This window comes from Nonomuraea fuscirosea (genome assembly GCF_035917475.1).
GTDB lineage: Bacteria > Actinomycetota > Actinomycetes > Streptosporangiales > Streptosporangiaceae > Nonomuraea > Nonomuraea fuscirosea.
The window spans coordinates 11785474-11808859 of sequence record NZ_CP109074.1; the positions used below are offsets into that span (position 1 = coordinate 11785474).

General features: G+C 71.7%; 23 protein-coding genes. 14 read left to right on the plus strand and 9 right to left on the minus strand.

Annotated features, from left to right (window positions below; all coding sequences use genetic code 11):
* Positions 1-15: 15 nt before the first annotated feature.
* Complete coding sequence (locus OIE67_RS54435; RefSeq protein ID WP_326635115.1) at positions 16-891, minus strand: DMT family transporter; 876 nt, start codon at positions 889-891, stop codon at positions 16-18.
* Positions 892-959: 68 nt separating this feature from the next.
* Here OIE67_RS54435 and pdxR point away from each other — a divergent pair, with 68 nt between their 5' ends.
* On the plus strand, positions 960-2399 hold the full coding sequence (gene pdxR, locus OIE67_RS54440; RefSeq protein ID WP_326635117.1) for a MocR-like pyridoxine biosynthesis transcription factor PdxR: 1440 nt from the start codon (positions 960-962) through the stop codon (positions 2397-2399).
* Between the two features lie 30 nt (positions 2400-2429).
* Entirely contained in the window at positions 2430-3374 is a 945-nt protein-coding gene (locus tag OIE67_RS54445; RefSeq protein WP_326635119.1) for a Gfo/Idh/MocA family protein, read from the plus strand.
* Between the two features lie 94 nt (positions 3375-3468).
* On the opposite strand, the gene OIE67_RS54450 is transcribed toward OIE67_RS54445, so the two are convergent.
* Positions 3469-4632: an MFS transporter gene (locus OIE67_RS54450; protein WP_326635121.1), complete on the minus strand. Its 1164-nt coding sequence runs from the start codon at positions 4630-4632 to the stop codon at positions 3469-3471.
* A gap of 24 nt (positions 4633-4656) precedes the next feature.
* The gene (locus OIE67_RS54455) at positions 4657-5334 is read right to left on the minus strand and encodes a DUF998 domain-containing protein (RefSeq protein ID WP_326635123.1); all 678 of its coding nucleotides are present in this window, start codon (positions 5332-5334) and stop codon (positions 4657-4659) included.
* Positions 5335-5572: 238 nt separating this feature from the next.
* Between OIE67_RS54455 and OIE67_RS54460 the strand changes: the two genes are divergently transcribed.
* Positions 5573-6223 (plus strand): DUF1707 SHOCT-like domain-containing protein, encoded by a 651-nt coding sequence (locus OIE67_RS54460; protein ID WP_181307517.1) that lies wholly within the window; start codon positions 5573-5575, stop codon positions 6221-6223.
* Positions 6224-6305: 82 nt separating this feature from the next.
* Here OIE67_RS54460 and glpX read toward each other — a convergent pair whose 3' ends face one another.
* Positions 6306-7340: a class II fructose-bisphosphatase gene (gene glpX, locus OIE67_RS54465; protein WP_106240672.1), complete on the minus strand. Its 1035-nt coding sequence runs from the start codon at positions 7338-7340 to the stop codon at positions 6306-6308.
* A gap of 169 nt (positions 7341-7509) precedes the next feature.
* On the opposite strand from glpX, the gene OIE67_RS54470 reads away from it, so the two are divergent.
* The 3 genes from OIE67_RS54470 (at position 7510) to OIE67_RS54480 (ending at position 9034) form a co-directional block, all read left to right on the plus strand.
* Positions 7510-8118 (plus strand): TetR/AcrR family transcriptional regulator, encoded by a 609-nt coding sequence (locus OIE67_RS54470; protein WP_106240674.1) that lies wholly within the window; start codon positions 7510-7512, stop codon positions 8116-8118.
* An 11-nt stretch (positions 8119-8129) separates the two neighbouring features.
* Positions 8130-8660: a DUF4245 domain-containing protein gene (locus tag OIE67_RS54475; RefSeq protein ID WP_326635127.1), complete on the plus strand. Its 531-nt coding sequence runs from the start codon at positions 8130-8132 to the stop codon at positions 8658-8660.
* Positions 8661-8797: 137 nt separating this feature from the next.
* Positions 8798-9034, plus strand: coding sequence for an exodeoxyribonuclease VII small subunit (locus OIE67_RS54480; protein ID WP_106240678.1), 237 nt, complete (start codon positions 8798-8800; stop codon positions 9032-9034).
* A gap of 54 nt (positions 9035-9088) precedes the next feature.
* Here the strand turns inward: OIE67_RS54480 and OIE67_RS54485 are convergent, their stop codons facing one another.
* Positions 9089-9511, minus strand: a complete 423-nt coding sequence (locus OIE67_RS54485; protein WP_326635129.1) for a nitroreductase family deazaflavin-dependent oxidoreductase — start codon at positions 9509-9511, stop codon at positions 9089-9091.
* Between the two features lie 83 nt (positions 9512-9594).
* Here OIE67_RS54485 and OIE67_RS54490 point away from each other — a divergent pair, with 83 nt between their 5' ends.
* Complete coding sequence (locus OIE67_RS54490) at positions 9595-10191, plus strand: TetR/AcrR family transcriptional regulator (RefSeq protein ID WP_326635131.1); 597 nt, start codon at positions 9595-9597, stop codon at positions 10189-10191.
* Positions 10192-10343: 152 nt separating this feature from the next.
* On the opposite strand, the gene xseA is transcribed toward OIE67_RS54490, so the two are convergent.
* Both xseA and OIE67_RS54500 read right to left on the minus strand, forming a co-directional pair.
* Positions 10344-11675 (minus strand): exodeoxyribonuclease VII large subunit, encoded by a 1332-nt coding sequence (gene xseA / locus OIE67_RS54495; protein ID WP_326635133.1) that lies wholly within the window; start codon positions 11673-11675, stop codon positions 10344-10346.
* 28 nt (positions 11676-11703) lie between these two features.
* Positions 11704-12756 (minus strand): hypothetical protein, encoded by a 1053-nt coding sequence (locus tag OIE67_RS54500; RefSeq protein ID WP_326635135.1) that lies wholly within the window; start codon positions 12754-12756, stop codon positions 11704-11706.
* Positions 12757-12857: 101 nt separating this feature from the next.
* Here OIE67_RS54500 and OIE67_RS54505 point away from each other — a divergent pair, with 101 nt between their 5' ends.
* Entirely contained in the window at positions 12858-13823 is a 966-nt protein-coding gene (locus tag OIE67_RS54505) for a 4-hydroxy-3-methylbut-2-enyl diphosphate reductase (RefSeq protein ID WP_106240689.1), read from the plus strand.
* A gap of 110 nt (positions 13824-13933) precedes the next feature.
* Here the strand turns inward: OIE67_RS54505 and OIE67_RS54510 are convergent, their stop codons facing one another.
* Both OIE67_RS54510 and OIE67_RS54515 read right to left on the minus strand, forming a co-directional pair.
* A complete protein-coding gene (locus OIE67_RS54510; RefSeq protein WP_326635139.1) occupies positions 13934-14446 on the minus strand; it encodes a DUF6542 domain-containing protein in 513 nt (170 codons plus the stop codon).
* Positions 14447-14460: 14 nt separating this feature from the next.
* Positions 14461-15726, minus strand: coding sequence for a DNA recombination protein RmuC (locus OIE67_RS54515; RefSeq protein ID WP_326645803.1), 1266 nt, complete (start codon positions 15724-15726; stop codon positions 14461-14463).
* A gap of 87 nt (positions 15727-15813) precedes the next feature.
* Here OIE67_RS54515 and OIE67_RS54520 point away from each other — a divergent pair, with 87 nt between their 5' ends.
* The 6 genes from OIE67_RS54520 to OIE67_RS54545 all read left to right on the plus strand — a co-directional run bounded on the left by OIE67_RS54520 (position 15814) and on the right by OIE67_RS54545 (position 23364).
* Positions 15814-16530, plus strand: a complete 717-nt coding sequence (locus OIE67_RS54520) for a hypothetical protein (RefSeq protein WP_326635141.1) — start codon at positions 15814-15816, stop codon at positions 16528-16530.
* Positions 16531-16623: 93 nt separating this feature from the next.
* Positions 16624-17700 carry a redox-regulated ATPase YchF gene (gene ychF / locus OIE67_RS54525; RefSeq protein WP_326635143.1) on the plus strand — a complete coding sequence of 359 codons (1077 nt, stop codon included), beginning with the start codon at positions 16624-16626 and terminating at the stop codon, positions 17698-17700.
* Positions 17701-17931: 231 nt separating this feature from the next.
* Positions 17932-18243: a hypothetical protein gene (locus tag OIE67_RS54530; protein WP_326635145.1), complete on the plus strand. Its 312-nt coding sequence runs from the start codon at positions 17932-17934 to the stop codon at positions 18241-18243.
* Between the two features lie 678 nt (positions 18244-18921).
* Positions 18922-19638, plus strand: coding sequence for a conjugal transfer protein (locus OIE67_RS54535; RefSeq protein ID WP_245955890.1), 717 nt, complete (start codon positions 18922-18924; stop codon positions 19636-19638).
* 63 nt (positions 19639-19701) lie between these two features.
* Positions 19702-19965 carry a hypothetical protein gene (locus tag OIE67_RS54540; protein WP_106240705.1) on the plus strand — a complete coding sequence of 88 codons (264 nt, stop codon included), beginning with the start codon at positions 19702-19704 and terminating at the stop codon, positions 19963-19965.
* A 54-nt stretch (positions 19966-20019) separates the two neighbouring features.
* Entirely contained in the window at positions 20020-23364 is a 3345-nt protein-coding gene (locus OIE67_RS54545; protein ID WP_326635148.1) for a TcpE family conjugal transfer membrane protein, read from the plus strand.
* Positions 23365-23386 lie beyond the last annotated feature (22 nt).

A 23386-nucleotide genomic window follows, 5' to 3' on the forward strand; every position in this document is an offset into this window, starting at 1 on the left:
TGTGGTAGACCCGGCTCAGGCTTCTGACGGCCGGACGGCGGCCCGCGCTCCCGAGCGCGCGGAGCTGAGGCCGAGCAGGATGCCCGCGACGACCAGCCCGGCGCCCAGCAGATCGTACGCGGACGGCATCGCGACCCCCAGCACCGCGCCCGTGACGATGGCGGCCACCGGGATGAGCCCCGCGAACAGCCCCGCCCGCCCCGGCCCCAGCTTGGGCAGCGAGCTGTACCAGAGGAAGAAGGCGACCACGGTGACCACGACCGCCAGGTAGGCGAACCCGAGCGCCTCGGCCAGCGTGGGCATCCTGACCATGTCCGTACCGGCGTCCACGAGCCCCACCGCGACCAGCATGGGCACGGCCAGCGCCGTCGAGTACGCCGACACCCGGATCGCGCCCAGCTTGGGCAGCAGCGGGATGGCCAGCAGCGAGAAGCACAACTCGCCGACGAGCGCGCCGAGGGCCCACAGCAGGCTGACGGTGTCGCCGCTGCCGAGCCCGGTGGCGAGGGTGGCTCCGGCCACGACCACGACGGCTCCGGCCAGCAGCCGGGGCGCGGGCCGGCCGCCGGCCAGCGCGAGCGCCAGCGGCACGGTGCCGAGCACGGTGCCGACCAGGGCGGGGCCCGAGGCGCGGGTGGACTCGACCACGCACACGTTGAAGATCACCAGGCCGAACAGCGTCAGCCCGCCCAGGCACAGGAGCTCGCGCGCCGTCATCCGGACGAACCGCAGGCCGAGCACCCGCGTTATGACCAGCAGGATGACCGAACCGACGAGATACCGGACGGCCTGTCCGCCGTATATCGGGTAGGCCTCGACGAGTTTCGAGACGCCGGCCAGCGTGCCGACGAGGAACATGGCCGAGGCCGCGCCGATGATGCCGTTTCTCATGCGAAGGATGCTAGGGAGACAATGGTTCGTTCAAACAGTCCAATGTCCCGCCGAGAGACAGGACCAATATGGCTGACCTCCATATCCAGATAAAGCGGGGTAAGGGGGCCATCGCTGGGCAGATCGCGTCTGAGCTGCGCGACTCCATCCGGGGCGGGCGGCTCACTCCTGGCACCCGCCTGCCCGCCACCCGCGACCTGGCCACCGACCTCCAGGTCTCCAGGGGCGTGGTGGTGGAGGCGTACGAGCAACTGGTCGCCGAGGGCTTCCTGATCTCCCGGGTGGGCGTCGGCACCCAGGTCACCCCCAAGAACGCGCGGGGCCTGCAGAGGCCGCGCGACACCGCGCGGCCCCGGCCCGACCAGCGGCCCGACCAGCGGCCCGAGCAGCGGCCCGGTCAGCCCGGCGGGACCCCCGCCAGGGGCACCTCGTACTACGGTCATCGCCCCACCTCCCCGGACCTCAGCCACTTCCCCCGTGAACGCTGGCTGGCGGCCGTCAGGCATGTCCTGACCACCGTACCCTCGGACGCGCTCGATTACGGGGACCCCGGCGGCGTGCCTGAGCTGCGCGAAGAGCTGGCCGGCTACCTCCGGCGGGTCAGGGCCGCCGATGTGCGCCCCGAGAACCTCGTCATCGTGGGCGGCGTGGCGCAGGGCCTGAGCCTGGTCCTGCACGTGCTGACCCAGCAGCGGCCGATCCGCCTCGCCGTGGAGGACCCGACCAGCCACCGGCAGGTGCCGCTGCTGCGGCGGGCGGGCGCGCGGCTCGTGCCGGTGCCGGTGGACGAGCACGGCCTCGACGTGCGCCGGCTGAGCGGGGACGCCGTGCTGGTGACGCCGGCGCACCAGTACCCGACGGGCGTGGTGCTGTCGCCGCCGCGCCGGGCCGCGCTGATGGAGTGGGCGTACGCGGGCGACCGGGCGATCCTGGAGGACGACTACGACGCCGAGTTCCGCTTCGACCGCGACCCCGTCGGCTGCCTCCAGGGGCTGGCGCCCGACCGGGTGATCCTGTCGGGCAGCGTGAGCAAGGCGCTCGCGCCCGGCCTGCGGCTGGGCTGGGTGGCGGCGCCGCCCGACCTGGCCGAGGCGATCCGGCGGGCGCGGGGCGAGCTGGATCTGGGCTCGCCGGTCATCGAGCAGTACGCGCTGGCCCACTTCCTGCGTACCGGCGGCTATGACAAGCACCTGCGGCGCATGCGCAGGGAGTACCGGCGGCGCAGGGACGCGCTGGTCACGGCGCTGGCCGCGGAGCTGCCCGAGGTGCGGGTGAAGGGGATCGACGCGGGGCTGCACCTCTACCTGGAGCTGCCGGACGGGTGGAGCGAGCCGCGTACGGTGCGGGCCGCCCGCGAGCTGGGCCTGTCGGCCGAGGCGGTCGGGCCGATGCGGGAGGCGGCGGGGCCGCCGGCCATGGTGGTGGGCTTCGCCCGGCTGCCCACGCACAAGGCGGTCGAGGCGGTACGAGGATTGAAGGTCAGCATGTCAGGACAAATCTCTAAATAAAGAGCATTTCTCGGACGAACGGGAGACGACATGCGGGTGGGACTGCTGGGTCTGGGCCGGATCGGAGCCTTCCACGCCGCCACCCTGGCCGCGCATCCCCTCGTGGACGAGCTGATCGTGGCCGATCCCGTACGGACGTCGCCGTACGGGAGACCGGGGGACCCCTTCGCGACGGACGCCGTCGTCATCGCCACCCCGACCAGCACCCACGCGGACCTCATCATGGAGGCGTGCGCCGGAGGCGTCCCCGTGTTCTGCGAGAAACCGGTGGCGGGGACGGTCGCCGCCACCGTCGAGGTGCTGCGGGCCTGCGCGGGACATCGGGTGCAGATCGGGTTCCAGCGCAGGTTCGACCCCGGCTACGTCGCGGGGCGGCGCGCGGTGCGCGGCGGCGAGCTGGGCGAGCTGCACCGGGTGCACCTGGTCACGGCCGATCCCGCGCCGCCGCCCGCCGAGTTCCTGCCGTCGTCGGGGGGCATCTTCCGCGACTGTCACATCCACGACTTCGACATCCTGCGGTGGGTGACCGGCCGCGAGGTGGTGTCCGTCTTCGCGCGCGGCGCCAACCGCGGGGCGGCGTTCTTCCGCGAGGCGGGCGACGTGGACAACAGCGCCGCGCTGCTGACGCTCGACGACGGCACGCTCGCCACCTTGCAGGGCTCGCGCTACAACGGCGGCGGGTACGACGTGCGCATGGAGCTGGCGGGCACCCGGCGCACGCAGGCCGTCGGGCTCGGCCCGCACGCCCCCCTGCACACCACCGAGGACCTGCCCGGCCTGGGCAAGCCCTGGCCGGACTTCGTCGCCCGCTTCGAGACCGCCTACCGGGAGGAGATCGACTGCTTCCTGACGGCTGACACGAGCCCGTGCTCGATCGCGGACGCGCTGGAGGCCCTGTACGTGGCCGAGGCCGCCGACCTGTCCCTGCGCGAGGGCCGCCCCGTCGAGGTCGCCGAGGTGCGACAGCACGCGTGACCTGAGCCGTCTCGTGCGGGCCGTGCTGCGGCTTCGGGCGTGGCCGTGGCTGAGGTCGGGGTCGGGGTCGGGGTCGGGGTCGGGGCGGCGGCCCTCAGGTGGAGGCCTTGGTGCGTTCCGGTGCGAAGCCGGGCGCCAGCAGGATGATGGCCGCGGCCAGTACCAGCGGCGCGGCGAAGGCCACGCGCATGTTCGCGGCGTCCGCGAGGCCGCCGACCAGGGCCGCCCCGACGATGAAGCCGACATAGTTGAACAGGTTGACCCGGGCGATGGCCACCCCCGTCCCGGCCGGGTCGAGCCGGCCCGCCGCGGAGAACGACTGCGGCGCCACCACCGCGAGGCCCACCCCGGTCACCCCGAAGGCGACCAGCCCGAGCAACTGGTTGGGGGCCAGCACGATCCCCGCGAAGCCCAGCGTGGCGATCACGCCGCCGGCCCTGACGATGGCGGCCGGCCCGAACCGCCTGACGGCGAGGTCGCCGCCGAGCCTGACGGCCAGCGTGGTCGCCTGGTAGGCGGCGTAGGCCAGCGGGATCACCCAGGCCTCAGCCGTCAGCACGTCCTGCATGTAGACGGTGTTGAAGTTGGAGACGGCCGCGTCGCCGACGTACAGGAAGGCCATGGCCAGGCAGAGCGGGATGATCGGCCGCCACGGGAAGCCGTCGAGGTGCACGGAGCCGGTCTCGGGCTTCTCCTCGGCCGGCGTGTAGAGGGAGCGGCCGAAGACCAGGGAGCCGGCCACGGCGAGCAGCATCGGCAGCGTCATGATGAGTTCGAGCGGGAGATGGGCCGCCACCGCAGCCGACGCCCACAGCGCTCCGGCCATGCTGAGCGCGCTCCACACGCAGTGGAACCCGTTGAGCACGTGGAGGCCGTACCTGCGCTCGACCGCCACACCCTGCATGTTCATGCCCGCGTCCACCGCGCCCAGCGCCAGCGCGTACACCAGCAGCGCGGGCACGAGCAGCACCACCTGCGGCGCGAACCCGATCAGCACCACGGCGGCGGCCACCGCCGGCTGTGCGATCCGCAGCAGCAGCCTGCTGCCGAACCGGGTGGCGAACGCCCCGGCTCCCACGCTGCCCACCCCGGCGAACACCGGCACGATGAGCAGCAGCAGCGTGAGCGAGCCCTCGTCGAGGTGGTGCTTGGTCTGCAGGTTCGCGATCTGGACGAGCAGCGTGGCGAGGGACAGCCCTTGTACGGCGAAGACGGCGTACGTGGCGATCCGGGCCTGGCGATCACGCAAGGACGGCACGGCGGCCTCCTGATCGGGGGGAAATCAAACGTGAGGCGCGGTCAGGTTAGCCGCTGCCACAGGCCCTCCGCCAGCACCGGACGGCAACGAGTGATCTCCGGCGCCGGCCCAGACGCCGAGCGCCAGCAGCGCCGCCACCTCACTGATCGCCAGCCCCCGCTCGACCAGCCCCAAGGGCATGACGCGATACCACGGCAACCCCTCGGCGGCCCCGACGACCATCATCGTGCCGATGCCCGCCACCCACAGCACCGAGCAGACCCCGAACGCGAACGCCACGAGGGTCGCCCGCGACCGCTCCCGCCGCCAGGGCCTGGCGATGATCACCACCGCCAGCGGCAGGCAGAGGAAGGCGACGAAGCTGCCCACCCGGTGGATGCTGCCGCTCAGGCTGGGCCCTACCGACCAGTCGTGCTTCTCGAACCAGGCCGTCATCAGCAGCCCCACGCTCCAGCCCATGAGCGCGATCATGCCGAACACCCCGGCCAGCCTCTTGCGGGCCAGCGACACCCCGATGGCCGCGGAACCCACCGCGAGCAGCCCCACCCCGAGGCCGAAGATCCAGCCGCCGGGGCCCAGGCCGTGCTGGCTGATCGTCCGCCTGAACGGGTCCATCTCGTCGAAGCTCGTCAGCTCCAGGCCCAGGATCACCGCTATGCCCGCGCCTGCCACGCCGAGACCCCACCGCGCCGGTTGATGCACGCGCACACCCCACTTCGACTGGTCCTTTTGATCGAAACAACGGCCGTACCGGTACGGGGATTCCTAAGAAAATCGTGAGAAACCACCCGCCGCACCTGGCGACCCGGCCGCCCTCATCGCCACGCCGAAGTGAACGAGAAGCTCACGAGAGAGGATTGCCGGACTACTCGCCGGAATCCATCGACACCTGTCCAATCGGGACGAGCAAACGGCGCGACCGCCAGATATCGTCAGAAGTGTGAACGAACGCGCGGGATCGTGGTTGCCGAAACTTCAGGAAGTCGGCGAGCGGCTGGCCGAGGAGTGGGTCTCCGCCCGCCGGCCGCAGGGGGCGGACGACGTACCCCAGCCGCACGAGCTGCGCGCGTCCGACGCCGACAGGGAACGCATCGCCCAGGTGCTCCAGGACGCGCACGCCGACGGGCGCCTCACGCTGGACGAGCTGGAGGAACGGCTCGGCGTGCTCTACGCCGCCCGTACGCTCGGCGAACTGGCCGCGCTCACCCGCGACCTGCTGCCCGCCGACCAGCAGCCGCTCAACCTGGACGGCCGGCCGGTCTCGGCGATCTTCAAGAAGGAGCAGCGCGGCGGGCGGTGGGTGGTGCCGGCCGAGCTCGGGGTGACGGCCATGTTCGGCACCACCAAGCTCGACTTCCGCGACGCGATCCTGCAGAACCGGCGGATCATCATCAACGCCACCCTCGTCTTCGGCGGGCTGGAGATCCACGTGCCCGAGGGGCTGGAAGTGATCAGGGTGGCCAAGGACAAGACGGTCCGCCTGACCAAGCAGCCCACCGGGCCGGAGGCACCGGTGGTGGAGGTGCGCACCACGAACTTCGCGGGCGAGGTCAAGGTCAAGGAGCCACCCCGCCGCAAGCGCCGCCGCTGAGAGCTCGGCGCCTGCCGTCGGCCGGCGTCGGCGACCCGAGCCAACCAGTCCGGACCGGCCGGTTCGGGTCAGCCGGCCGCGGTCAGCCGGCCGTGTCGAAGTTGATCGCGCTGTACGCCCGCAGCTTCCACAGCTGGTGCTCGCTCTCGATCTTGCGGATCGTGCCCGACCTGCCGCGCATCACCAGCGACTCGGTCACCGCCGAGCCGGCCCGGAACCGTACGCCCTGCATGAGCTCGCCGTGCGTGATGCCGGTGGCCGCGAAGAACACGTCGTCGGACTTGACCAGGTCGTTCGTGGTGAGCACCTGACCGAGATCGTGCCCGGCGTCGACCGCCCGGCCCCGCTCGGCGTCGTCGCGCGGCCACAGCTTGCCCTGGATGACGCCGCCCAGGCACTTGAGCGCGCATGCCGCCACGATGCCCTCGGGAGTGCCGCCGATGCCGAGCATCAGGTCGATGCCGGTGCCCGCGCGGGCCGCCATGATCGCGCCGGCCACGTCGCCGTCGGTGATGAACTTGATCCGCGCGCCCGTCTCCCTGATCTCCTTGACCAGCCGCTCGTGCCGGGGCCGGTCGAGCACGACCACGGTCACGTCGGAGGGCGAGCAGTGCTTGGCCCTGGCCACCGCGTTGACGTTGACCGACACGGGCGCCTCGATGTCGACCACGTCGGCCGCCTCGGGGCCGGTGACCAGCTTCTCCATGTAGAAGACCGCGGACGGGTCGTACATGGAGCCGCGCTCGCTCACCGCGATGACCGACACCGCGTCCGGCATGCCGAGCGCGGTCAGCCTGGTGCCGTCGATCGGGTCGACCGCCACATCGCAGTCGGGGCCGCTGCCGTCGCCCACCTGCTCGCCGTTGAACAACATCGGGGCGTGATCCTTCTCGCCCTCGCCGATGACGACCACGCCGTTCATGGAGACCGTGCTGATCAGCTGCCGCATGGCGTTGACCGCGGCCCCGTCCGCGCCGTTCTTGTCGCCCCGGCCGACCCACCGGGCCGCCGCCATCGCCGCCGCCTCCGTGACGCGGACGAGCTCCAGCGCCAGGTTACGGTCGGGAGCGCGCTCGCTCGTGGCGAGCGCCGCGGGCACGGAAGTCTGATCGGACATGTCGGTGGCCTCCTCGTCGGACATCTACCTCGATCGTAGTTGCCGGTCTCTTCCCGGTCAGAGGGGGATAATCTGGCTCCGGAGAACGGATTTTGCGCCATACGCTGTGCGCGGCATGGATCTTGCCTCCAACATGGAGCCTGGCATCCCGCCGTGGAGGAGACCCCGAATGAGCGATGTGGAGAACGCGGTCGCCGCACCGCGCACGTCCGAGCGCGGCGCGGCCACGCGGAGCTCGCTGCTCGCCGCCGCCAGGGCGGTCTTCGTCTCCAAGGGGTTCGCCGAGGCCGGCGTGACGGACGTGGTGGCCAGGGCCGAGGCCAGCGTGGGCAGCCTCTACCATCACTTCTCCGGCAAGGCCGATCTCTACCTCACGCTGTGGGAGGAGTTCCAGGCCAGGCAGACGCAGCGGACCAAGCAGGCCGCCCGCGCGGCCAGGGCGGCCGGCGAGAGCGACCCGATGCGGGTGTTCGTCGGCGCCGCCCGCGCCTACCTCGACGGCTGCCTGGAGGAGCGGGAGCTGGCCGAGCTGTTCCTGCGCGGTGACGGGCCGCCCGGCTTCGAGGTGGTCATGCGCGACCGGATGCGCAAGTGGGCCCAGCTCAACGCGGCGCTGTTCGAGGACGACACCGCGCTCGTCCTGGTGCTCACCGGGGCGCTGGCCGCGGCCGTGCCCGAGGTGCTGCGCACGGGAGACCGCGACCTGGCCGAAGAGGTCCTCACCATCATCGGGCAGATCCGGCCGGCCGCTTCGGCGACCGCCGCCTCCAGCGGGTAGCCTCGGCGACTGTGCGACGGTTCACCCAAGGTTTCTACGGCTACGCGGTAGCCCTGTTCGTCTGTCTCGCGGGCGCGGGGTTGTTCCTGCTGGTCACCCCACAGAGCCGGGAGGAGCACATCCCGCGGCTCGACTACTCCATCACCGTCGCCAACTTCGGCCACGCGGTCCCGTACGGCGTGTGGGCGCCCCAGGCGGATCCGGCGAACTGGGTGCCCAACAGCAACAGGATCGCCGACGGCGAGAACGGCGCCAAGGTCCTCTACCTGGGCTACGCCACGGCCGCGCGGCAGCACGCGATGTTCGTGCAGAGCGACGAGCGGCCCGCGGCCGGGTTCGCCAGCCGCATGGCCAACACCGACAAGGCCGCCGGCACCCAGCAGGTCGGGGGCGTCGCGTGGGAGCGGCGCTTCAGGGAGGACAAGAACCAGCGCTCGCTGGTACGTGTGCTGCCCGACGTGACGCTCGTCATCACCGGGACGGCGGACTGGACGGAGCTGGGCGAGCTGGCGGCCCGCCTCCAGCAACGGCCCCAGGGCTGAACCTCTCCAGCGACGACCCCAGGATCGAGCCTCTCCAGCGACGACCCGAGGGCTGAGCCCCTCCGGCAACGGCCCCGGAGCTGAGTCGCGGGCTCGTCGCGGCCGTGGTTGTCGGCCGGTCCCTCTAGGGTGGTGACGTGGCAGACGAGAAGGCACCCTCATACGAGCAGGCCCGCGAGGAGCTGACCGAGGTGGTGCGCCGCCTCGAGACCGGCGGGCTCACCCTGGAGCAGTCGATCGAGCTCTGGGAGCGCGGCGAGAAGCTGGCGGCCGTCTGCGAGGAGTGGCTGCAGGGCGCCAGGGTCAAGCTGGCCGCCGCCATGGCCCGCCGCTCCGAGCCCACCCCCGCGGGCTCCGACGACGCCCCCTTCTAGGGGTTTCAGGCGCCTCTTGCGAGCCCGCCCCCTCCCACGGGCCCGCAAGGGGCGTCAGGCGTCCGTTCTGACCAGGGTCACCACCGGGATGCGGCGGGTGGTCTTCTTCTCGTACTCGGCGAACTGGGGCGCCTGCTCCACCATCTTGGCGTAGAGGCGGTCACGCTCCTCGCCTTCGGCGACGACGGCCTTCACCTCGAACGTCTCCGTCCCGATCTCCGCCGTCGCCGCGGGCGTGGCGCGCAGGTTGTGGTACCACGCGGGGTTGGTGTCGTCGCCCCCCTTGGAGGCGATGACGACGTAGCGCTCGCCGTCCTTCACGTACATCACCGGTGTGGTGACACGCTTGCCGCTCTTGGCTCCCGTGGTGGTGAGCAGCACCAGCGGCGCGCCCTCGAACATGCCGCCGACCCGGCCCTCGTTCTCGCGGAACTCCTTGATGATCTGCTTGTTGAACTCGTTGTAGTCGATGGTCACGCTTCGCTCCTCAGCAATCGGAGAACTCTCCGGTTACAGCTTAATCGGAGAACTCTCCGTTTGCCATCTGTATGCTCGACCGCGTGTGCGGACGCCGATTCCTGCCCGTCGTCGGGCAATCCCAGCCCGAGCGGGCCGATGCCGCGCGCAACCGGCAGAGGATCATCGACGTGGCGACGCGGATGATCGCCGAGCACGGGGCGGCGGACCTCTCGCTCGACGAGGTCGCCCGCGTCGCGGGAGTCGGCGTGGGCACGGTCTACCGGCGCTTCGGCGACCGCGTGGGCCTGGTGCTGGCGCTGCTCGACGAGGGGGAGCGGCGCTTCCAGGAGTCCTTCTTCGCCGGGCCGCCGCCGCTCGGCCCAGGCGCGCCGGAGGGCGAGCGGATCGTCGCGTTCGTGCGGGCGCTCGTCGACCGGGTGGTGGCGCAGGAGGAGCTGTTTCTGCTGCTGGAGCGAGGCAGGGTGAAGGGCTTCAGCACGCCTTACCAGATCTACCACGTCCACCTCGCGGCGCTGCTGGCGCGGGCATGCCCGGAGGCCGACGCCGCGTACCTCGCCGACGCCCTGCTCGCGCCCGTCAACGCCTACCTGATCGCCTTCCAGCGGGAGGAACGCGGCATGACGGTCGAGCAGATCAAGTCAGGCGTGACAGCCGTGGCGCGGGCGGTGCTCCGCTAGGTCGTCAGGCAGAGCAGGTTGCCCTCCGAGTCCCGGAAGGCGGCCATCCGGATCTCCTTGTCGCGGGTGCCGAACGTCCCGTCGTCGGTGAAGACCAGGTGCGGCGCCTGAACGTAGACCTCGGAGCCGTCACGCGCGCCCGCTTTGACCCGTCAGGCGCTCTCCGGCTGGTCGGGCGCTTCGCGGCTGGCCCGGCTCTTCGGGCTCTTGGCCCCGGCCGGTGCTCTCCTGCTCGTCCCGCCCGCCCGGCTCTTCGGCGCGTCCTGCCCATCCGGTGCGTCCGGGTCTTCTGTCCGTACGGTCAGGCGGTCGTCGCTCAGCCGGATCGTCAGCAGCGTGCCGGGGGAGACGTCCTTGGCCAGGCGGACCACGTCGCCGGACGGGTGCTGCACGATGGCGTAACCGCGTTCCAGCGTCGCGGCGGGGGACAGGGCGACGAGGCGGGCGCGCAGATGGGTGAGGTCGTCGGCGGCGCGGTCGAGCGAGGACGACAGCGAGCGCCTGGCCCGGTCGCGCAGCGCCTCGGCCTGCTCGGCCCGGCGTTCGAGCTCGCGTACGGGATCGGCCAGCGAGGGCCGCGAGCGCACGGACGTCAGCCAGGACATCTCCCGGTCGAGCCAGCCGCTCACCACCCTGCGGCCACGGTCGCGGAGCTGGCGCACCAGCGAGAGCTGCTCGCCCACGTCGGGCACGACCTTCTTGGCCGCGTCGGTGGGCGTGGAGGCCCGCACGTCGGCCACCAGGTCGAGCAGCGGGCTGTCCTGCTCGTGGCCGATCGCGCTCACCACGGGGGTGCGGCAGGCGGCCACGGCGCGCACCAGCGTCTCGTCGGAGAACGGGAGCAGGTCTTCGAGCGAGCCGCCGCCCCTGGCGATGACGATCACCTCGATCGAGGAGTCGGCGTCGAGCTTGCGCAGCGCCTCCGTCACCTCGGCCACCGCGTACGGCCCCTGGACGGCCACTTCCTCGACCTTGAACCGCACCGCAGGCCAGCGCCTGCGCGAGTTTTCCAGCACGTCGCGCTCGGCCGCCGACTCACGCCCGCAGACGAGCCCGATCGTGCCCGGCAGGAACGGCAGCCGCCGCTTCCTGTCGGCGTTGAAGAGCCCTTCGGCGGCCAGCAGCTGCCTGAGCCGCTCCAGCCTGACCATCATCTCGCCCACGCCGACCGGGCGCATCTCCAGCGCGGTGAAGGCGAACGAGCCCCTGTTGACCCAGAAGTCGGGCTTGACGTGCAGCACCACCCTGGAGCCGTTGGCCGGTCGCGGCACGGTCGCCTCGTAGACGCCGCGCGGGGCGGTGACCCTGGCGGACACGTTGGCGACCGGGTCGCGCAGGGTCAGGAACACCGTGCCGCCACGGGTGCTCAGGTCGGTGATCTCACCTTCGACCCAGACCGTGCCGAGTCTGCCGATCCATCCGCCCACCATCTGCAGGACCGTGCGGATCGGCAGGGGAGACTCAGGCGTGGTCTTCGAGCTCATGGCGGAAGACTACGGGTTCGGTGCGACGTTATTCCCCGGCGCGCAGCTTGGCCAGGCGGTTCTCGAACATCTTGATCACCTCGGGCCGCGCGGCGTTGGACCGCTCGAACTCCAGGTAGGAGCTGATCTGCTCGGCGCTCTTGCCGCGCATCCTGGCCCGCAGGGAGGCCACGGTCAGGCCGGAGTAGCCGGGCAGCGGCTCGGTCAGGTCCACGGCCGCGGCGGCGACGGGCTCGGGGGCCCTGGCGGGCTCGGCGGTGGCCGCGGCGGGCTCCGGCGCGGCGGCCGGCTCGGGCGCCACCTCGGGAGCCTTGCTCGCGGCCTTCGGCTTGGCGGCCCTGGCCCTGGGCTTGGCGGCCTTCGGCTTGGCGGCGGGCTCCGGCTCGGCCACGACGGGCTCGGCCACGGCGGGCTCGACCACGGCGGGCTCGGCCACGGCGGGGTCGGCCACGGCCTTGGGCGCGGCGGGCGCGACCTCCGGCTCGGGCGCGGCGGTGGCGGCCGGCTCCTGGACGGGCTCGGGGGCCACGTCGGTCTTGGTGCCGGACTCCTTGGCGGCGGTCTCCGGCTCGGGGTCCGCGGTCGCGGGCTTGGCGACGGCTTCCGGCTTGGAGGTCGCCTCCGGCTTGGAGACGGGCTCCGGCTTGGCAGCGGTCTCGGGCTCGGAGACGGCTTCCGGCTTGGCGGCGGGCTCGGCGGCGGGCGCCGCCTCGGTCTTGGCCGCAGGGGAGAAGATGACCGGGTCCGGCTTCGTCTTGGCGACCCCGTTGGGCTCGGCCGCGGGGCGCGGGGCGAAGATGACCGGCTCCTTGCGCTCGGCCTTGCCCTCCTCGGCCTCGGCCGGCGCGGGGGCGACCTGCTGAGCGGCGGAGGGACGGGAGTCCTGCTCCTCCTCGCGCTCCTCCTTGGCGCCGATGCCCTTGATGGAGTTCTTCATCCGGTCCACGAGCAGCAGCGCCTGCCCGGCGGCGCTCAACGTGGTCTGGACGACGAGAAGCGGCAGGTCCTTGGCCTTCTCCTTGAGTTCGTCCTTGTTGGTAACGGTTTTAGCGATGTTGCGTATCACGTCGCTGAAGGACATGTACGTCTCCCTGGGAGGTCAGTGATGGACGGACAGTCTGGCAAATCGCGGGCAACCACGCACGCGCGGGCCAGAACGCCGCTCCACGTAGCATAGAAAGTATGGAGCCCCAGACCCCCACTTCCCGCCGAGTCCTCGTTGCCAAGCCACGGGGCTACTGCGCCGGAGTCGATCGAGCCGTGGTAGCGGTCGAGAAGGCTCTGGAGCAGTATGGTGCCCCGGTCTACGTACGCAAGCAGATCGTCCACAACACCCACGTCGTCAAGACGCTCGAGGCCAGGGGCGCCGTCTTCGTCGACGAGACCGAAGAGGTGCCCGAGGGCGAGATCGTCGTCTTCTCGGCCCACGGTGTCTCCCCGGTCGTCCACGAGGAGGCCAGGCAGCGCGGCCTGCGCACGATCGACGCCACGTGCCCGCTGGTCACGAAGGTGCACAACGAGGCCAAGCGGTTCGCCGCCCAGGACTACGACATCCTGCTGATCGGCCACGAGGGCCATGAGGAGGTCGAGGGCACCTCCGGCGAGGCGCCCGAGCACATCCAGCTCGTCGACGGGCTCGACGCGGTCGGCAAGGTGGAGGTGAAGGACCCGAGCAAGCTGGTGTGGCTGTCGCAGACCACGCTCTCGGTCGACGAGACCACCGAGACCGTCGCCCGGCTCAAGGAGCGCTTCCCCACGCTCATCGACCCGCCCAGCGACGACATCTGCTACGCCACCCAGAACCGCCAGGTGGCGGTCAAGGAGATCGCGGCCGAGTCCGAGCTGGTCATCGTGGTCGGCTCCGACAACTCCTCCAACTCCAAGCGGCTGGTCGAGGTGGCCAAGGACTACGGCGCGCAGGCGTCGTACCTGGTCGACAACGCCGACTTCATCCGCGACGAGTGGCTCGACGGCGTCACCACGGTCGGCGTGACCAGCGGCGCTTCGGTGCCGGAAGAGCTGGTGGCGGAGGTGCTGGCGCGGCTGGCCCGGCACGGGTTCGGCGACGTGACGGAGGTCGAGCCGGTGGAGGAGCGCATGCGCTTCGCCCTGCCCCACGAACTGCGCAAGGACCTGCGGGCCTCCTGAGCTCCGCCGCCGGTCGCGGGCCGGTCCCGGGCTCTCCTGAGAGGTCGCGGGCCGGTCCCCGGCGATCCTGAGAGGCCGCGGGCCGGCGTCCGTTAGTGGGAGGACCGGTTCTAGTCTTCGCCGCGCGGAGTGCCGTACACCTTGGGCTCGAAATAGCCCTCAGGCTCGGGCACGAACGGCTGGCGCGGGCGCGGCACCTCAGCCGCGTCCGCCTTCAGCTCCTCGCGCAGCTCGCGTACGTTGTCGCGCAGCCCGCGCCGCCACGCGACGCCCAGCACGATCGCCGAACCGGCGAACAACCACGGCGCGCCCCGCGTCATCGACGTGTAGAGGCCGAGCGCCAGCGACTGCACGACCGACACCGAGCCGAACGCCCGCCCGAGCTCGACGAACAGGGTGGCGCAGAAGAACACCAGCGGCGGCGTCACCACCAGCGACAGCAGCTCGCGCCGGTTGACCAGGAGCGCGCCGAGCGCGCTGGCCAGCACGAACGCCGCTCCCACGAGGTGGCCGACGTCGAACACGGCCGCCAGCACGTAGCCCGCCAGGGTGGCCACCAGGGCGAGCGCGATGGCGCCGCGAGCCGTCAGCCTGACCGCAGGACGCCTGCTCTTCTCACCCACTTGCCCTCCCCCGATTACTGCGACCCGTTGGCCAACTTACCGTTCGCGTGGGAAATCAGTGAGGAGGTTTCGAGCAGTTCGGGGGAGCTCAGGGGTCTGGGCAGCCCTTCGAGCATCTCGGGGGAGTCGAGATCGCCGTCCACGACGCCGAGATCGTGAAGTTTGCGTGCGGTGACCAGGACACGGCTTTCGAGCGATCCGACCGACTTGTTGTACGCCTCCACGGTCCGCGTGAGCGCCTTGCCGAGCGACTCGACGTTCCTGCCGAGGGACGACAGCCGTTCGTACAGCTCCTTGCCCAGCTCGAACACCGCCCGCGCGTTCTCGCTCAGCGCCGCCTGCTGCCAGGCGTAGTGCGCGGTGCGCAGCATCGTGATCAGCGTCGTGGGCGTCGCGATGTGCACCCGCCGCGTCATGGCGTACTCCAGCAGGGAGGGGTCGCGTTCGAGCGCCGGCGCCAGGAACGCCTCCCCGGGGATGAACAGCACCACGAACTCCGGCGACGGGTTGAACCCCTGCCAGTACGCCTTGGCCGCCAGCCGGTCGACGTGCTCGCGCACGTGCCGGGCGTGGGCGTCGAGGCGTACGGTCGCCAGCGACTCGTCGGACGCCTCCGCGGCCTCCAGATAGGCCGCCAGCGAGACCTTGGAGTCGACCACGATGTTCTTGCCCCCGGCGAGCCTGACGACCATGTCGGGCCGCATGGAGCCCTCGGTGACCTGCTCGTCGAAGTCGCAGTAACGCTGCATGCCGGCGATCTCGGCGACCCTGCGCAGCTGCAGCTCGCCCCATCGGCCCCGCGCCTCGGGCCGCTGCAGGGCCCGGACCAGGGCGGTGGTCTGGGAGCGGAGCTGCTCGTTGCTCCGCTGCACGAACTCCATCTGCTTGGCCAGCTCGGCCCGCGCCGCCCGCTGCCCGGACTCGGAGTCGCGCAGCTGGGACTCGACCCGCGTGAGCGCGTCCTTGAGCGGCTCGACCAGGTGCTCGACGGCCAGCCTGCGTTGTTCGAGATCGCCCGCCGCCTCGGCCCTGGTGGCTGCGAGCCGGCTCTCCGCCAGCTCCAGGAAGCGCACGTTGTTGACGTCGAGCGCGCGCGTGGACAGGGCCTGGAAGCGCTCGGCCAGCTGCTCCTCGACGTAGACCAGCTTCTCGGAGGCCGCTCTGGCCCGCGCGTCCGACTCCGCGATCCGCACCGCGGCCCGCGTCCTGGCCACCAGGAACCCCACGAGCAACCCGACGGCGAGACCCAGGAGAAGCGAGACGACGTCCACTCCATCGATGATGGCAGGCCCGCCGGGCGCTGATCTCGCCGACACGCTTGGGCGTTCCGCTTGTGCGGCACATCTCTCGTCACGCAGAGTACGGGGATGAACACGGTACCGAAGGTGGCCGCGGCGGGCGCCGCCCTGGCGATCACCCTGATCGCCCTGGCCGGGGCCGTCATCGCCGGGTCGGGGAGCGGCACTCAGCCGCGTCCCGTCCTGCGCTGGTCCCTAGGCGCGTGCGTCACGGGCGAGTACGCGCTGACCGCGTGCAACGGCGGCGAGTCCGAGGTGGTGGCACTCGCACCCGACCCGCCGGGCCCCGGCGACTGTCCCGTGGACACCGACAACGTCCTGCGCGTCGGCGCCGGCCGTACGGCGTGCGTACGCAACTTCCTCGAACCGCACCCCGGCGCGCCCGGCGGTGGCGGCGGCCTGCTCAGGCCGGGCGACTGCGTCACGCTGGACGGCCGCGAGCGCCCGTGCGAGCGGCCCGGCTGGTACGGCAGGTCCCTCGCGATCGTCGCCGACCCCGCCGCCTGCCCCTCCGCCACCCTGGACGCCCTCGACGGCGACTCCCACGTGATCTGCCTGGGCCCCGGCGGCCAGGTGCTCGACCGGGGCGCCTGCGTGGCCGAGCCGGCCACGGACGTGATCGCCAGGTCCGCCGTCACCAGGGTCCCGTGCGACTCGCCGCACGCCTGGGCGAGGGTGCTGTCGTTCGAGAGCGCGCCGTCGGCCTGCCCGCCGGACGCGCGCCGCTATCTGCGCGCCGAGCAGGCCTATCGTCCGGTTACCTGTCTGTACGTGCTGAGCCAGTAAACTCGGCGCCGTGAGCGAGCGAAGCGAGTCAACCACCAGGCGCGGCCATCTTGGGCTCTCCCCGGCGACCCTCCCGGCGACGGGGTCGGTCGGATGAGTCTCTCCATCGGAATCGTCGGCCTGCCCAACGTGGGCAAGTCCACGCTCTTCAACGCGCTGACCAAGACCGGCAACGCGCTCGCGGCGAACTACCCGTTCGCCACCATCGAGCCCAACGTGGGCATCGTCGGCGTGCCCGACGACCGGCTCCCGAAGCTGGCCGAGATCTTCTCCTCGGCCCGCATCCTGCCCGCCAAGGTCGAGTTCGTCGACATCGCGGGCCTGGTCAAGGGGGCCTCCGAGGGGCAGGGCAGAGGCAACCAGTTCCTCGCCAACATCCGCGACACCGACGCGATCTGCCAGGTCATCCGGGTCTTCAACGACCCCGACGTCACCCACGTCGACGGCGAGATCTCCCCCAAGCGCGACATCGAGACCATCAACACCGAGTTGATCATGGCCGACCTGCAGACGGTCGAGAAGGCCGTGCCGCGCCTGCAGAAGGAGGCGCGCAACAACAAGGACAAGAAGGTCGCACTGGAGGCGGCGGAGGCCGCGCTGGCCGTGCTCGAGACCGGCAAGACGATCTTCGAGAGCGGTCTCGACCGCGACGGGCTGCGCGAGCTCCACCTGCTGACGGCCAAGCCGTTCCTCTACGTGTTCAACCTCGACGCCGACGAACTCACCGACAGCGCGCTCAGGGAGCAGCTGTCCGCGCTGGTCGCCCCGGCCGAGGCGGTCTTCCTCGACGCCAAGATCGAGTCCGAGCTGGTCGAGCTCGACGAGGAGGAGGCGCTGGAGCTGCTGCAGTCGGTCGGCCAGGAGGAGTCGGGCCTGCGCCAGCTCGCCCGTGTCGGCTTCGAGACGCTGGGGCTGCAGACCTACCTCACGGCCGGGCCGAAGGAGACCAGGGCCTGGACGATCCCCAAGGGCGCCACAGCGCCTGAGGCGGCCGGCGTGATCCACACCGACTTCCAGCGCGGCTTCATCAAGGCCGAGGTGATCTCCTTCGACGAGCTGGTCGAGGCCGGCTCGATCGCCAGCGCCCGGTCGGCGGGCAAGGCCCGGATCGAGGGCAAGGACTACATCATGCGCGACGGCGACGTGGTGGAGTTCCGCTTCAACGTGTGACGGGCGGCCGCTCCGGCGGTGCGTGGGGCGGCCCGGTTCGCGGCGTGCCGGTCACGGTCGGCGATGGTCGGCTACGGTACGTTACCGGCGGCGGATGGCGGCGAGGCCCTTCCGGCGTCCGGTTCTCCGGTGCGGACTGAAGGTTTGCTCTGAGGACTAGTGAGGCGTCAACCACTCTGGGCCCCCGCGCGTCGAATCGTCACGGCGTTCACGCTGACTCGGGAGGCCCTCATGATCCGTCGCATCATCCGGAAACGACGCCCCGCGCCCACGCTCGCGGGCATCAGCCTGGAGGAGGAGCTCGCCCTCATCAGGGTCGAGCTCATGTACGGCCTGCGCGTCAACCGCGAGGCGTACCTCCGCAGGAAGGTCGACGAGCGCAACGAGATGACGACCCGCATGAGAGAGCGTGAGCCCGCCGAGATGCTGGCCGATCTCCGTGGCTCCCTGGAGCGGACGGTGCAGCCGACGGTGCAGCCGACGGTGGTCGACCTGCGCAGCAGGCGCCAGTCGCGCCCCCACCAGGATCCCGAGCCCGCCTGACCGGAGCCGCCTCCGCTCAGGACTCCGTCCGGGGGCCTCGGTGCTCGAAGTCCGGCCTGGATCTGGTTCAGACTCATGCCGAATCCGCAGGTCGCGAGAGGTCCATGCCTGTTTTGGACAGGAAAGCGTGGCTACCGCGGTATGCGATTTTAGGCATCTGGCCTGGTCAAAAGGCCACCGTCCCGGGAACGCACAGGAATCGGCGCCGAGGCCGGTCAAACGGGCCCGGTTTGCCGTGTGGACCGTCATGCCGCAGCATGGGCGTGGCTTTCCTGGAACAATGGCGGAGACCGGATAGGGTGACTACTTCACCGCGGATGATGGGGATCGGCAACGGACGACACCGCGCCAGCCGGGGGGATCGGCGCGAGCGGAGGCGTGATGGCTCGTAGGTCTACCGTCCAGCACGATCCTCGGATCGCTGACGGGCCCGGGCTTTCCGCAACCCTCGATCCGGCCGACTTCGACACGCCGCCGCCGCGCAGGCCGCGGCGTGGCGGCTGGTCGGGCGGCGGCGGACGGTGGCTGGTGTGGACCGGCCGCATCATTCTTTGGGCACTTATTGTGGTGGTTGTCGTGAATGGGGTTCGTGCCCCATTTGAGAGGTTCACCCAGCAAGAACCGGCGACGACAAGTGGCGCCGCACCCGTTGACAAGGGATTTCCCGCCGAACAGGGCATGGCTTTCGCGGCGCAGTTCGCCGGCGTCTATCTCAATTTCAGTCCTGAGGACGCCGCCAGCAGGTCCAGCAAGCTCAAGGCGTTCCTGGCCGAGGGCATGGACCCGCAACTCGGCTGGGACGGCTACGGCAAGCTGGCGGCCGTCGCCATCCAGCCGTACGACATCGAGGCGAGCGACGACAAGAACGCCGTGGTCAACGTGGCCTACCAGTCGGGCCCCCGCCGGATGATGCTGTCGGTCCCGGTCTACTACTCCGGCGACGACGCCGGACGGCGCTTCGTGATCTCCGGACGCCCGGCGATCCTGCCCGCCCCGGCTCCGGCCGACCTGCCCCAGGTCGCCGCGCCGGAGACCGACGACGCGGCGGCCGCCGAGCTCAAGCCCCAGCTGGAGGGCTTCTTCAAGGACTACGCGTCAGGCGACACCGGCGGGCTGCAGCGCTACGTCGCCGCGGGCAAGAGCCTGCCCAGCTTCGCGGGCGCGTTCACCTTCTCGCAGCTCAAGGAAGTCGTGGTGCCTGTGGGGGGTGCCACCCGAGAGATCCAGGCGGTCGTGGTGTGGGCCGTGCCGAGCGATCCCCCGCCCACTCCCAACAGCACCGACCCCGCGGTGGTCGGCGGCACGCTGGAGCAGGCCTACCGCCTGACCGTCGAAAAGCAGGGCGACAAGTGGTTCGTCGCCGACATCCGCGGTGGCGGCCGGGTCGCTGGATAGAGGCACGGCCGTGCTGCTGATCGGTACCCCCCGGGAGGACAAGAAGTGACCTTGAAGACCGTAATGCTCACCTTGATGGAGATGACGCCGACACCGACGCCCACCGGCATCGACACCGGCGGGCTGGCCAACTTCCTGCGCGCGTTCTTCGCGCCGCTGTTCCTCGTCGTGGTCTCCGTGGTCGCGCTGTTCTTCCTCTTCACCCGCGAGATCACGCGCTTCGTGCAGTTCCTCATCCTGGCGGTGGCCATCGGGGTGATCTTCTACGTTCCCAACATCATCGAGGTGACGGCGAAGGCGATCGCGGGCGCACTGGGCATCAGGTAAGGGTTGAGACCGCTCCGCGGCGGTCATGTACGAGCGGGTGGAGAGGAGGACCGCGTGGACCTGCCCACGTACACGAACATCTGGCGGATCGAGAAGCGGCTCTACAAGCTGTACGACCTACGGCTGCCGATGCCGCTGCCGATCGTCTGGATCGGCGTGTTCGTCGGGGTGTTCGTTCCGTGGTCGCTCCTGCTGGTCCTGGTGGGCGTGCCGGTGGAGATGCCCTGGCACGTGCTGTTCCTGGTGCCGCCGGGGATCGTGACGTGGTTGTCCACCCGTCCGGTCATCGAGGGCAAGCGGCTCACCGAGCTGCTCGAATCCCAGCTCCGTTACCTCGGGCAGCCGAAGGCCTGGTACCGCCTGGCGCCCAGCTCCGAGCCCGAGGCCGTGACGTTCTCCGGCCGCGTGTGGCGTACGGCGCCCGTACGGGCCAAGTCGAAGGGGCCGCGCAAGGCCCGCCACCCCCAGCGCAGGCGCGAAGGCGCCGCCGGGCCGCGCCAGGTGCGCCCCGCCGTCGCCGCCGCGGCGGCCGCGGCCGCGCAGGCGCCCGTCGCCGAGCCGACGACCGCGCGCACCGGCTGGGGCACCCGCCGCGGCACCGCTCCCGCCCTGAAGGCCCAGGTACGCCAGGCCGCTGCGGGCGCCCCCGGTTCCGGGCGGCGTCAGGAACGCTCGCTGCTGGGCGAGGCGGTGGGGGCTACGGCGCCGGTGCTGGGCGAACGCGAGCTCGTGATCGATCACCAGCCTGACTCCGCCCCCGAGCCCGCCTCCCGGACTTCTGCGGCCGCGCCCCAGAACGGCACCGCCGGCGGAGGACGGGAGCGCACGGCCGACCGGCGCGCCGCCGCGCGGGCCGGGCGACGGTCCGATGACCGCCTCGACGAACGGCCCGGCGAACACCCTGACGACCAGCTCGGCGAACGACCTGAGGCATGGGACCGGCCTGAGCCGCGGAACCGCTTCGAGGTGGCGGGCCGGCCCGAGGCGGGGGACACGCGGGACCGGTTCGAGACGCGTGACCAGCCTGAGGCCCGGGACCGCGCCGCGGCACAGGACCGGTTCGAGGTGCGGGATCGGTCCGGGGCGCGGGGCGCGATGAGCGCCGAGGCGCTGGCGGCTCAGGAGGCCGCGGATCCGATCAGGACGGCGGAGAGCCGCAAGCCGGCCGCGGGCAAGCCCATCGACACCGAGGCGCTGCGCAGGCTGCGGCGGCTCGCGGCGAGCGCCGACGGCCCGATCGACGCCAAGGAACGGGCCGAGGCCGGACCGCGTCCCGCGGGTGAGCGTCCCGAGGACGAGGTCGCCCGCGACAAGCACAGGAAGGGCCAGCCGCCGCGGCTCGTCCCCGGGCTCGCGCTCTCGGGCGGCCAGGGTGTCTGGCCACCGCTCGACCCCGACGCCAAGCCGGTGCCCCGCCCCAGTGCCCGCAAGGACGAGACGCACGAGGACCTGCGAGCGGACCTCCCGCGTGGCACCACCCCCCGAACACCCACCGACCCCCGACAGGAAGCCGACGTCGAGGCGACCGGCACACCGGCCGAAACGCCGGAGAGCCGCGACGTGCGCCCCGTGCGGAGCCTGTCCGAGGCCCGCGACGCGCGCCTCGACCGGCAGGCGTCCGAGACCCGTGAGGCTCGGCCTGTGCGGGAGGCGTCCGACGTCGGTGACGCGCGGCCCCTGGGGGAGCGTGGCGACGCGGAGGTCGCGGGAGAGACGGCCGGCGTGCCGGATCAGGCTGCCGGCCAGGAGCCGGGCACGGCCGGAGCGCATGGGCCCGACGCCGCCGCCGTGAACGACGCCACGGAAGCGGCGGCACCCGGGTCCGAAGTGCCCGAGTCCAAGGCGGCAAGGCCCAAGGCGACCCGATCCAGGACACCCGGACCCAAGCCGACCCGATCCAAGGCGGCCGAGTCCGAGGCGGCCGAGTCTGAGGCGGCCGGGTCTGAGGCGGTCAAGCTTGAGGCACCCGCGTCCGAGGCGACCGGATCTGAGGCGACCGGATCCGAGGTGGCCGAACTTCAGGCACGCGAGTCCGAGGTGGCCGGGCTTGAGGTACGCGGGTCCGAGGGGGCCGGGGCCGACGGGGCCGGGACGGGTGACGCGCACACGGCCGCAGACGGCTCTGAGAGGCACGCAGACGACCGCTCGGCCCCGGTGGCCGGTCAACGTACCGCACCGGTATCGGGCGATCGTGAGGCCGGTCGTGAGCGCGTGCCGGCTCAGGAGCGTGAAGACGTCCGCGAACGGGAGGCGTCCCGGGAGCGGGTGACGGCGAGAGAGCGGGAGGCCGCGAGAGAGCGGCAGGCGGTCAGGGAGCGGGAGGCGGTGGCCGCGGCGGGCCGGGAGGCGGCTGCGGCGGCGCGTGGTGGGGGTGCGGCGAGACCCAGCGGTGAAGGCAGCGGAGAGATCGGGGCCGTGCCTGTTCCGCGGCCGGGTGAGGGCCGGGTGCGGCGGGTCGAGTCCGTCGTGGGGCGCGACTCCGGCGGCTGGCGGCGCATCGCTCAGGTCGTCGTCGGCGGCGGCGGGGTGCGGACCGACGGGTCCGAGATCGACGAGGCCAGGGCGAGGGGCGTGTTCGCGGGCAGCCGCAGGGTCGTCGTGCTGGGCTGTACCGGCGGCGCGGGCCAGAGCACGACGGCGCTCATGCTGGGTCACGCCTTCGCCCAATACCGCGACGACCGGGTCGTGGCCGTGGACGCCAGCACCGGCGGCGGCACGCTGACCAGCAAGATCCAGCCGGAGACCCCCGAGACCCTGACGTCGTTGCTGTCGGGGCTCGACCGGGTCAGCGGCTATCTCACGATGCGGGGTTACACCACGCGGACCGCCTCGGGGCTCGAGGTGATCAGCGCGGATTCCGACGCGGGCGCCGAGCAGCGGCTCGCGGACAGGTCCTTCTTCTCCGACCACCGGCTCGGCGAATCCATGCGCCTGCTCGACCGCCACTACAAGCTGGCCGTCATCGACCCGGCCGCCGCCCTGGCGGCCCGGTTGCTGCCGTACGCGGACCAGCTCGTGCTGGTGGTCCCGGCGAGCGAGGAGGCGCCGGAGGCGGTGGCGATGACGTACGAGTGGCTCGACGGGCACGGCTGCGCGGAGCTGCGCAGGCGGGCGGTGATGGTGGTCAACGGCGTGAGCAGGCGTTCGATGACCGACGTCGAGCAGGCGGAGGCGGTGGCCAGAGGCAGGTGCCGGGCCATCGTCAGGGTCCCCTGGGAGGACGGCCTGGCACCAGGCGGCGCGGAGGTCGTCGATCCAGGGCAGTTGCGCGCGGCCGGGCGGCGGGCGTACCTCGCTCTCGCCGGTGTCGTGGTCGCAGGTTTCGCGGCACAGTCCGTACGACCGAGCGAAGAGGAGTTGGCGAGTGACCCCCCGGGCACGAGAATCGGTGAGCGATAAGTGAACAAGCGAGCAGGTCTGG

Excerpts from the sequence above, each read along its gene's own strand:
- OIE67_RS54435 (WP_326635115.1), bottom strand. The coding sequence starts at position 891 with ATGAGAAACGGCATCATCGGCGCGGCCTCGGCCATGTTCCTCGTCGGC.
- pdxR (WP_326635117.1), top strand. The coding sequence starts at position 960 with ATGGCTGACCTCCATATCCAGATAAAGCGGGGTAAGGGGGCCATCGCT.
- OIE67_RS54445 (WP_326635119.1), top strand. The coding sequence starts at position 2,430 with ATGCGGGTGGGACTGCTGGGTCTGGGCCGGATCGGAGCCTTCCACGCC.
- glpX (WP_106240672.1), bottom strand. The coding sequence starts at position 7,340 with ATGTCCGATCAGACTTCCGTGCCCGCGGCGCTCGCCACGAGCGAGCGC.
- OIE67_RS54470 (WP_106240674.1), top strand. The coding sequence starts at position 7,510 with ATGAGCGATGTGGAGAACGCGGTCGCCGCACCGCGCACGTCCGAGCGC.
- xseA (WP_326635133.1), bottom strand. The coding sequence starts at position 11,675 with ATGAGCTCGAAGACCACGCCTGAGTCTCCCCTGCCGATCCGCACGGTC.
- OIE67_RS54500 (WP_326635135.1), bottom strand. The coding sequence starts at position 12,756 with ATGTCCTTCAGCGACGTGATACGCAACATCGCTAAAACCGTTACCAAC.
- OIE67_RS54505 (WP_106240689.1), top strand. The coding sequence starts at position 12,858 with ATGGAGCCCCAGACCCCCACTTCCCGCCGAGTCCTCGTTGCCAAGCCA.
- OIE67_RS54520 (WP_326635141.1), top strand. The coding sequence starts at position 15,814 with ATGAACACGGTACCGAAGGTGGCCGCGGCGGGCGCCGCCCTGGCGATC.
- ychF (WP_326635143.1), top strand. The coding sequence starts at position 16,624 with ATGAGTCTCTCCATCGGAATCGTCGGCCTGCCCAACGTGGGCAAGTCC.
- OIE67_RS54530 (WP_326635145.1), top strand. The coding sequence starts at position 17,932 with ATGATCCGTCGCATCATCCGGAAACGACGCCCCGCGCCCACGCTCGCG.
- OIE67_RS54535 (WP_245955890.1), top strand. The coding sequence starts at position 18,922 with ATGGCTTTCGCGGCGCAGTTCGCCGGCGTCTATCTCAATTTCAGTCCT.
- OIE67_RS54540 (WP_106240705.1), top strand. The coding sequence starts at position 19,702 with ATGCTCACCTTGATGGAGATGACGCCGACACCGACGCCCACCGGCATC.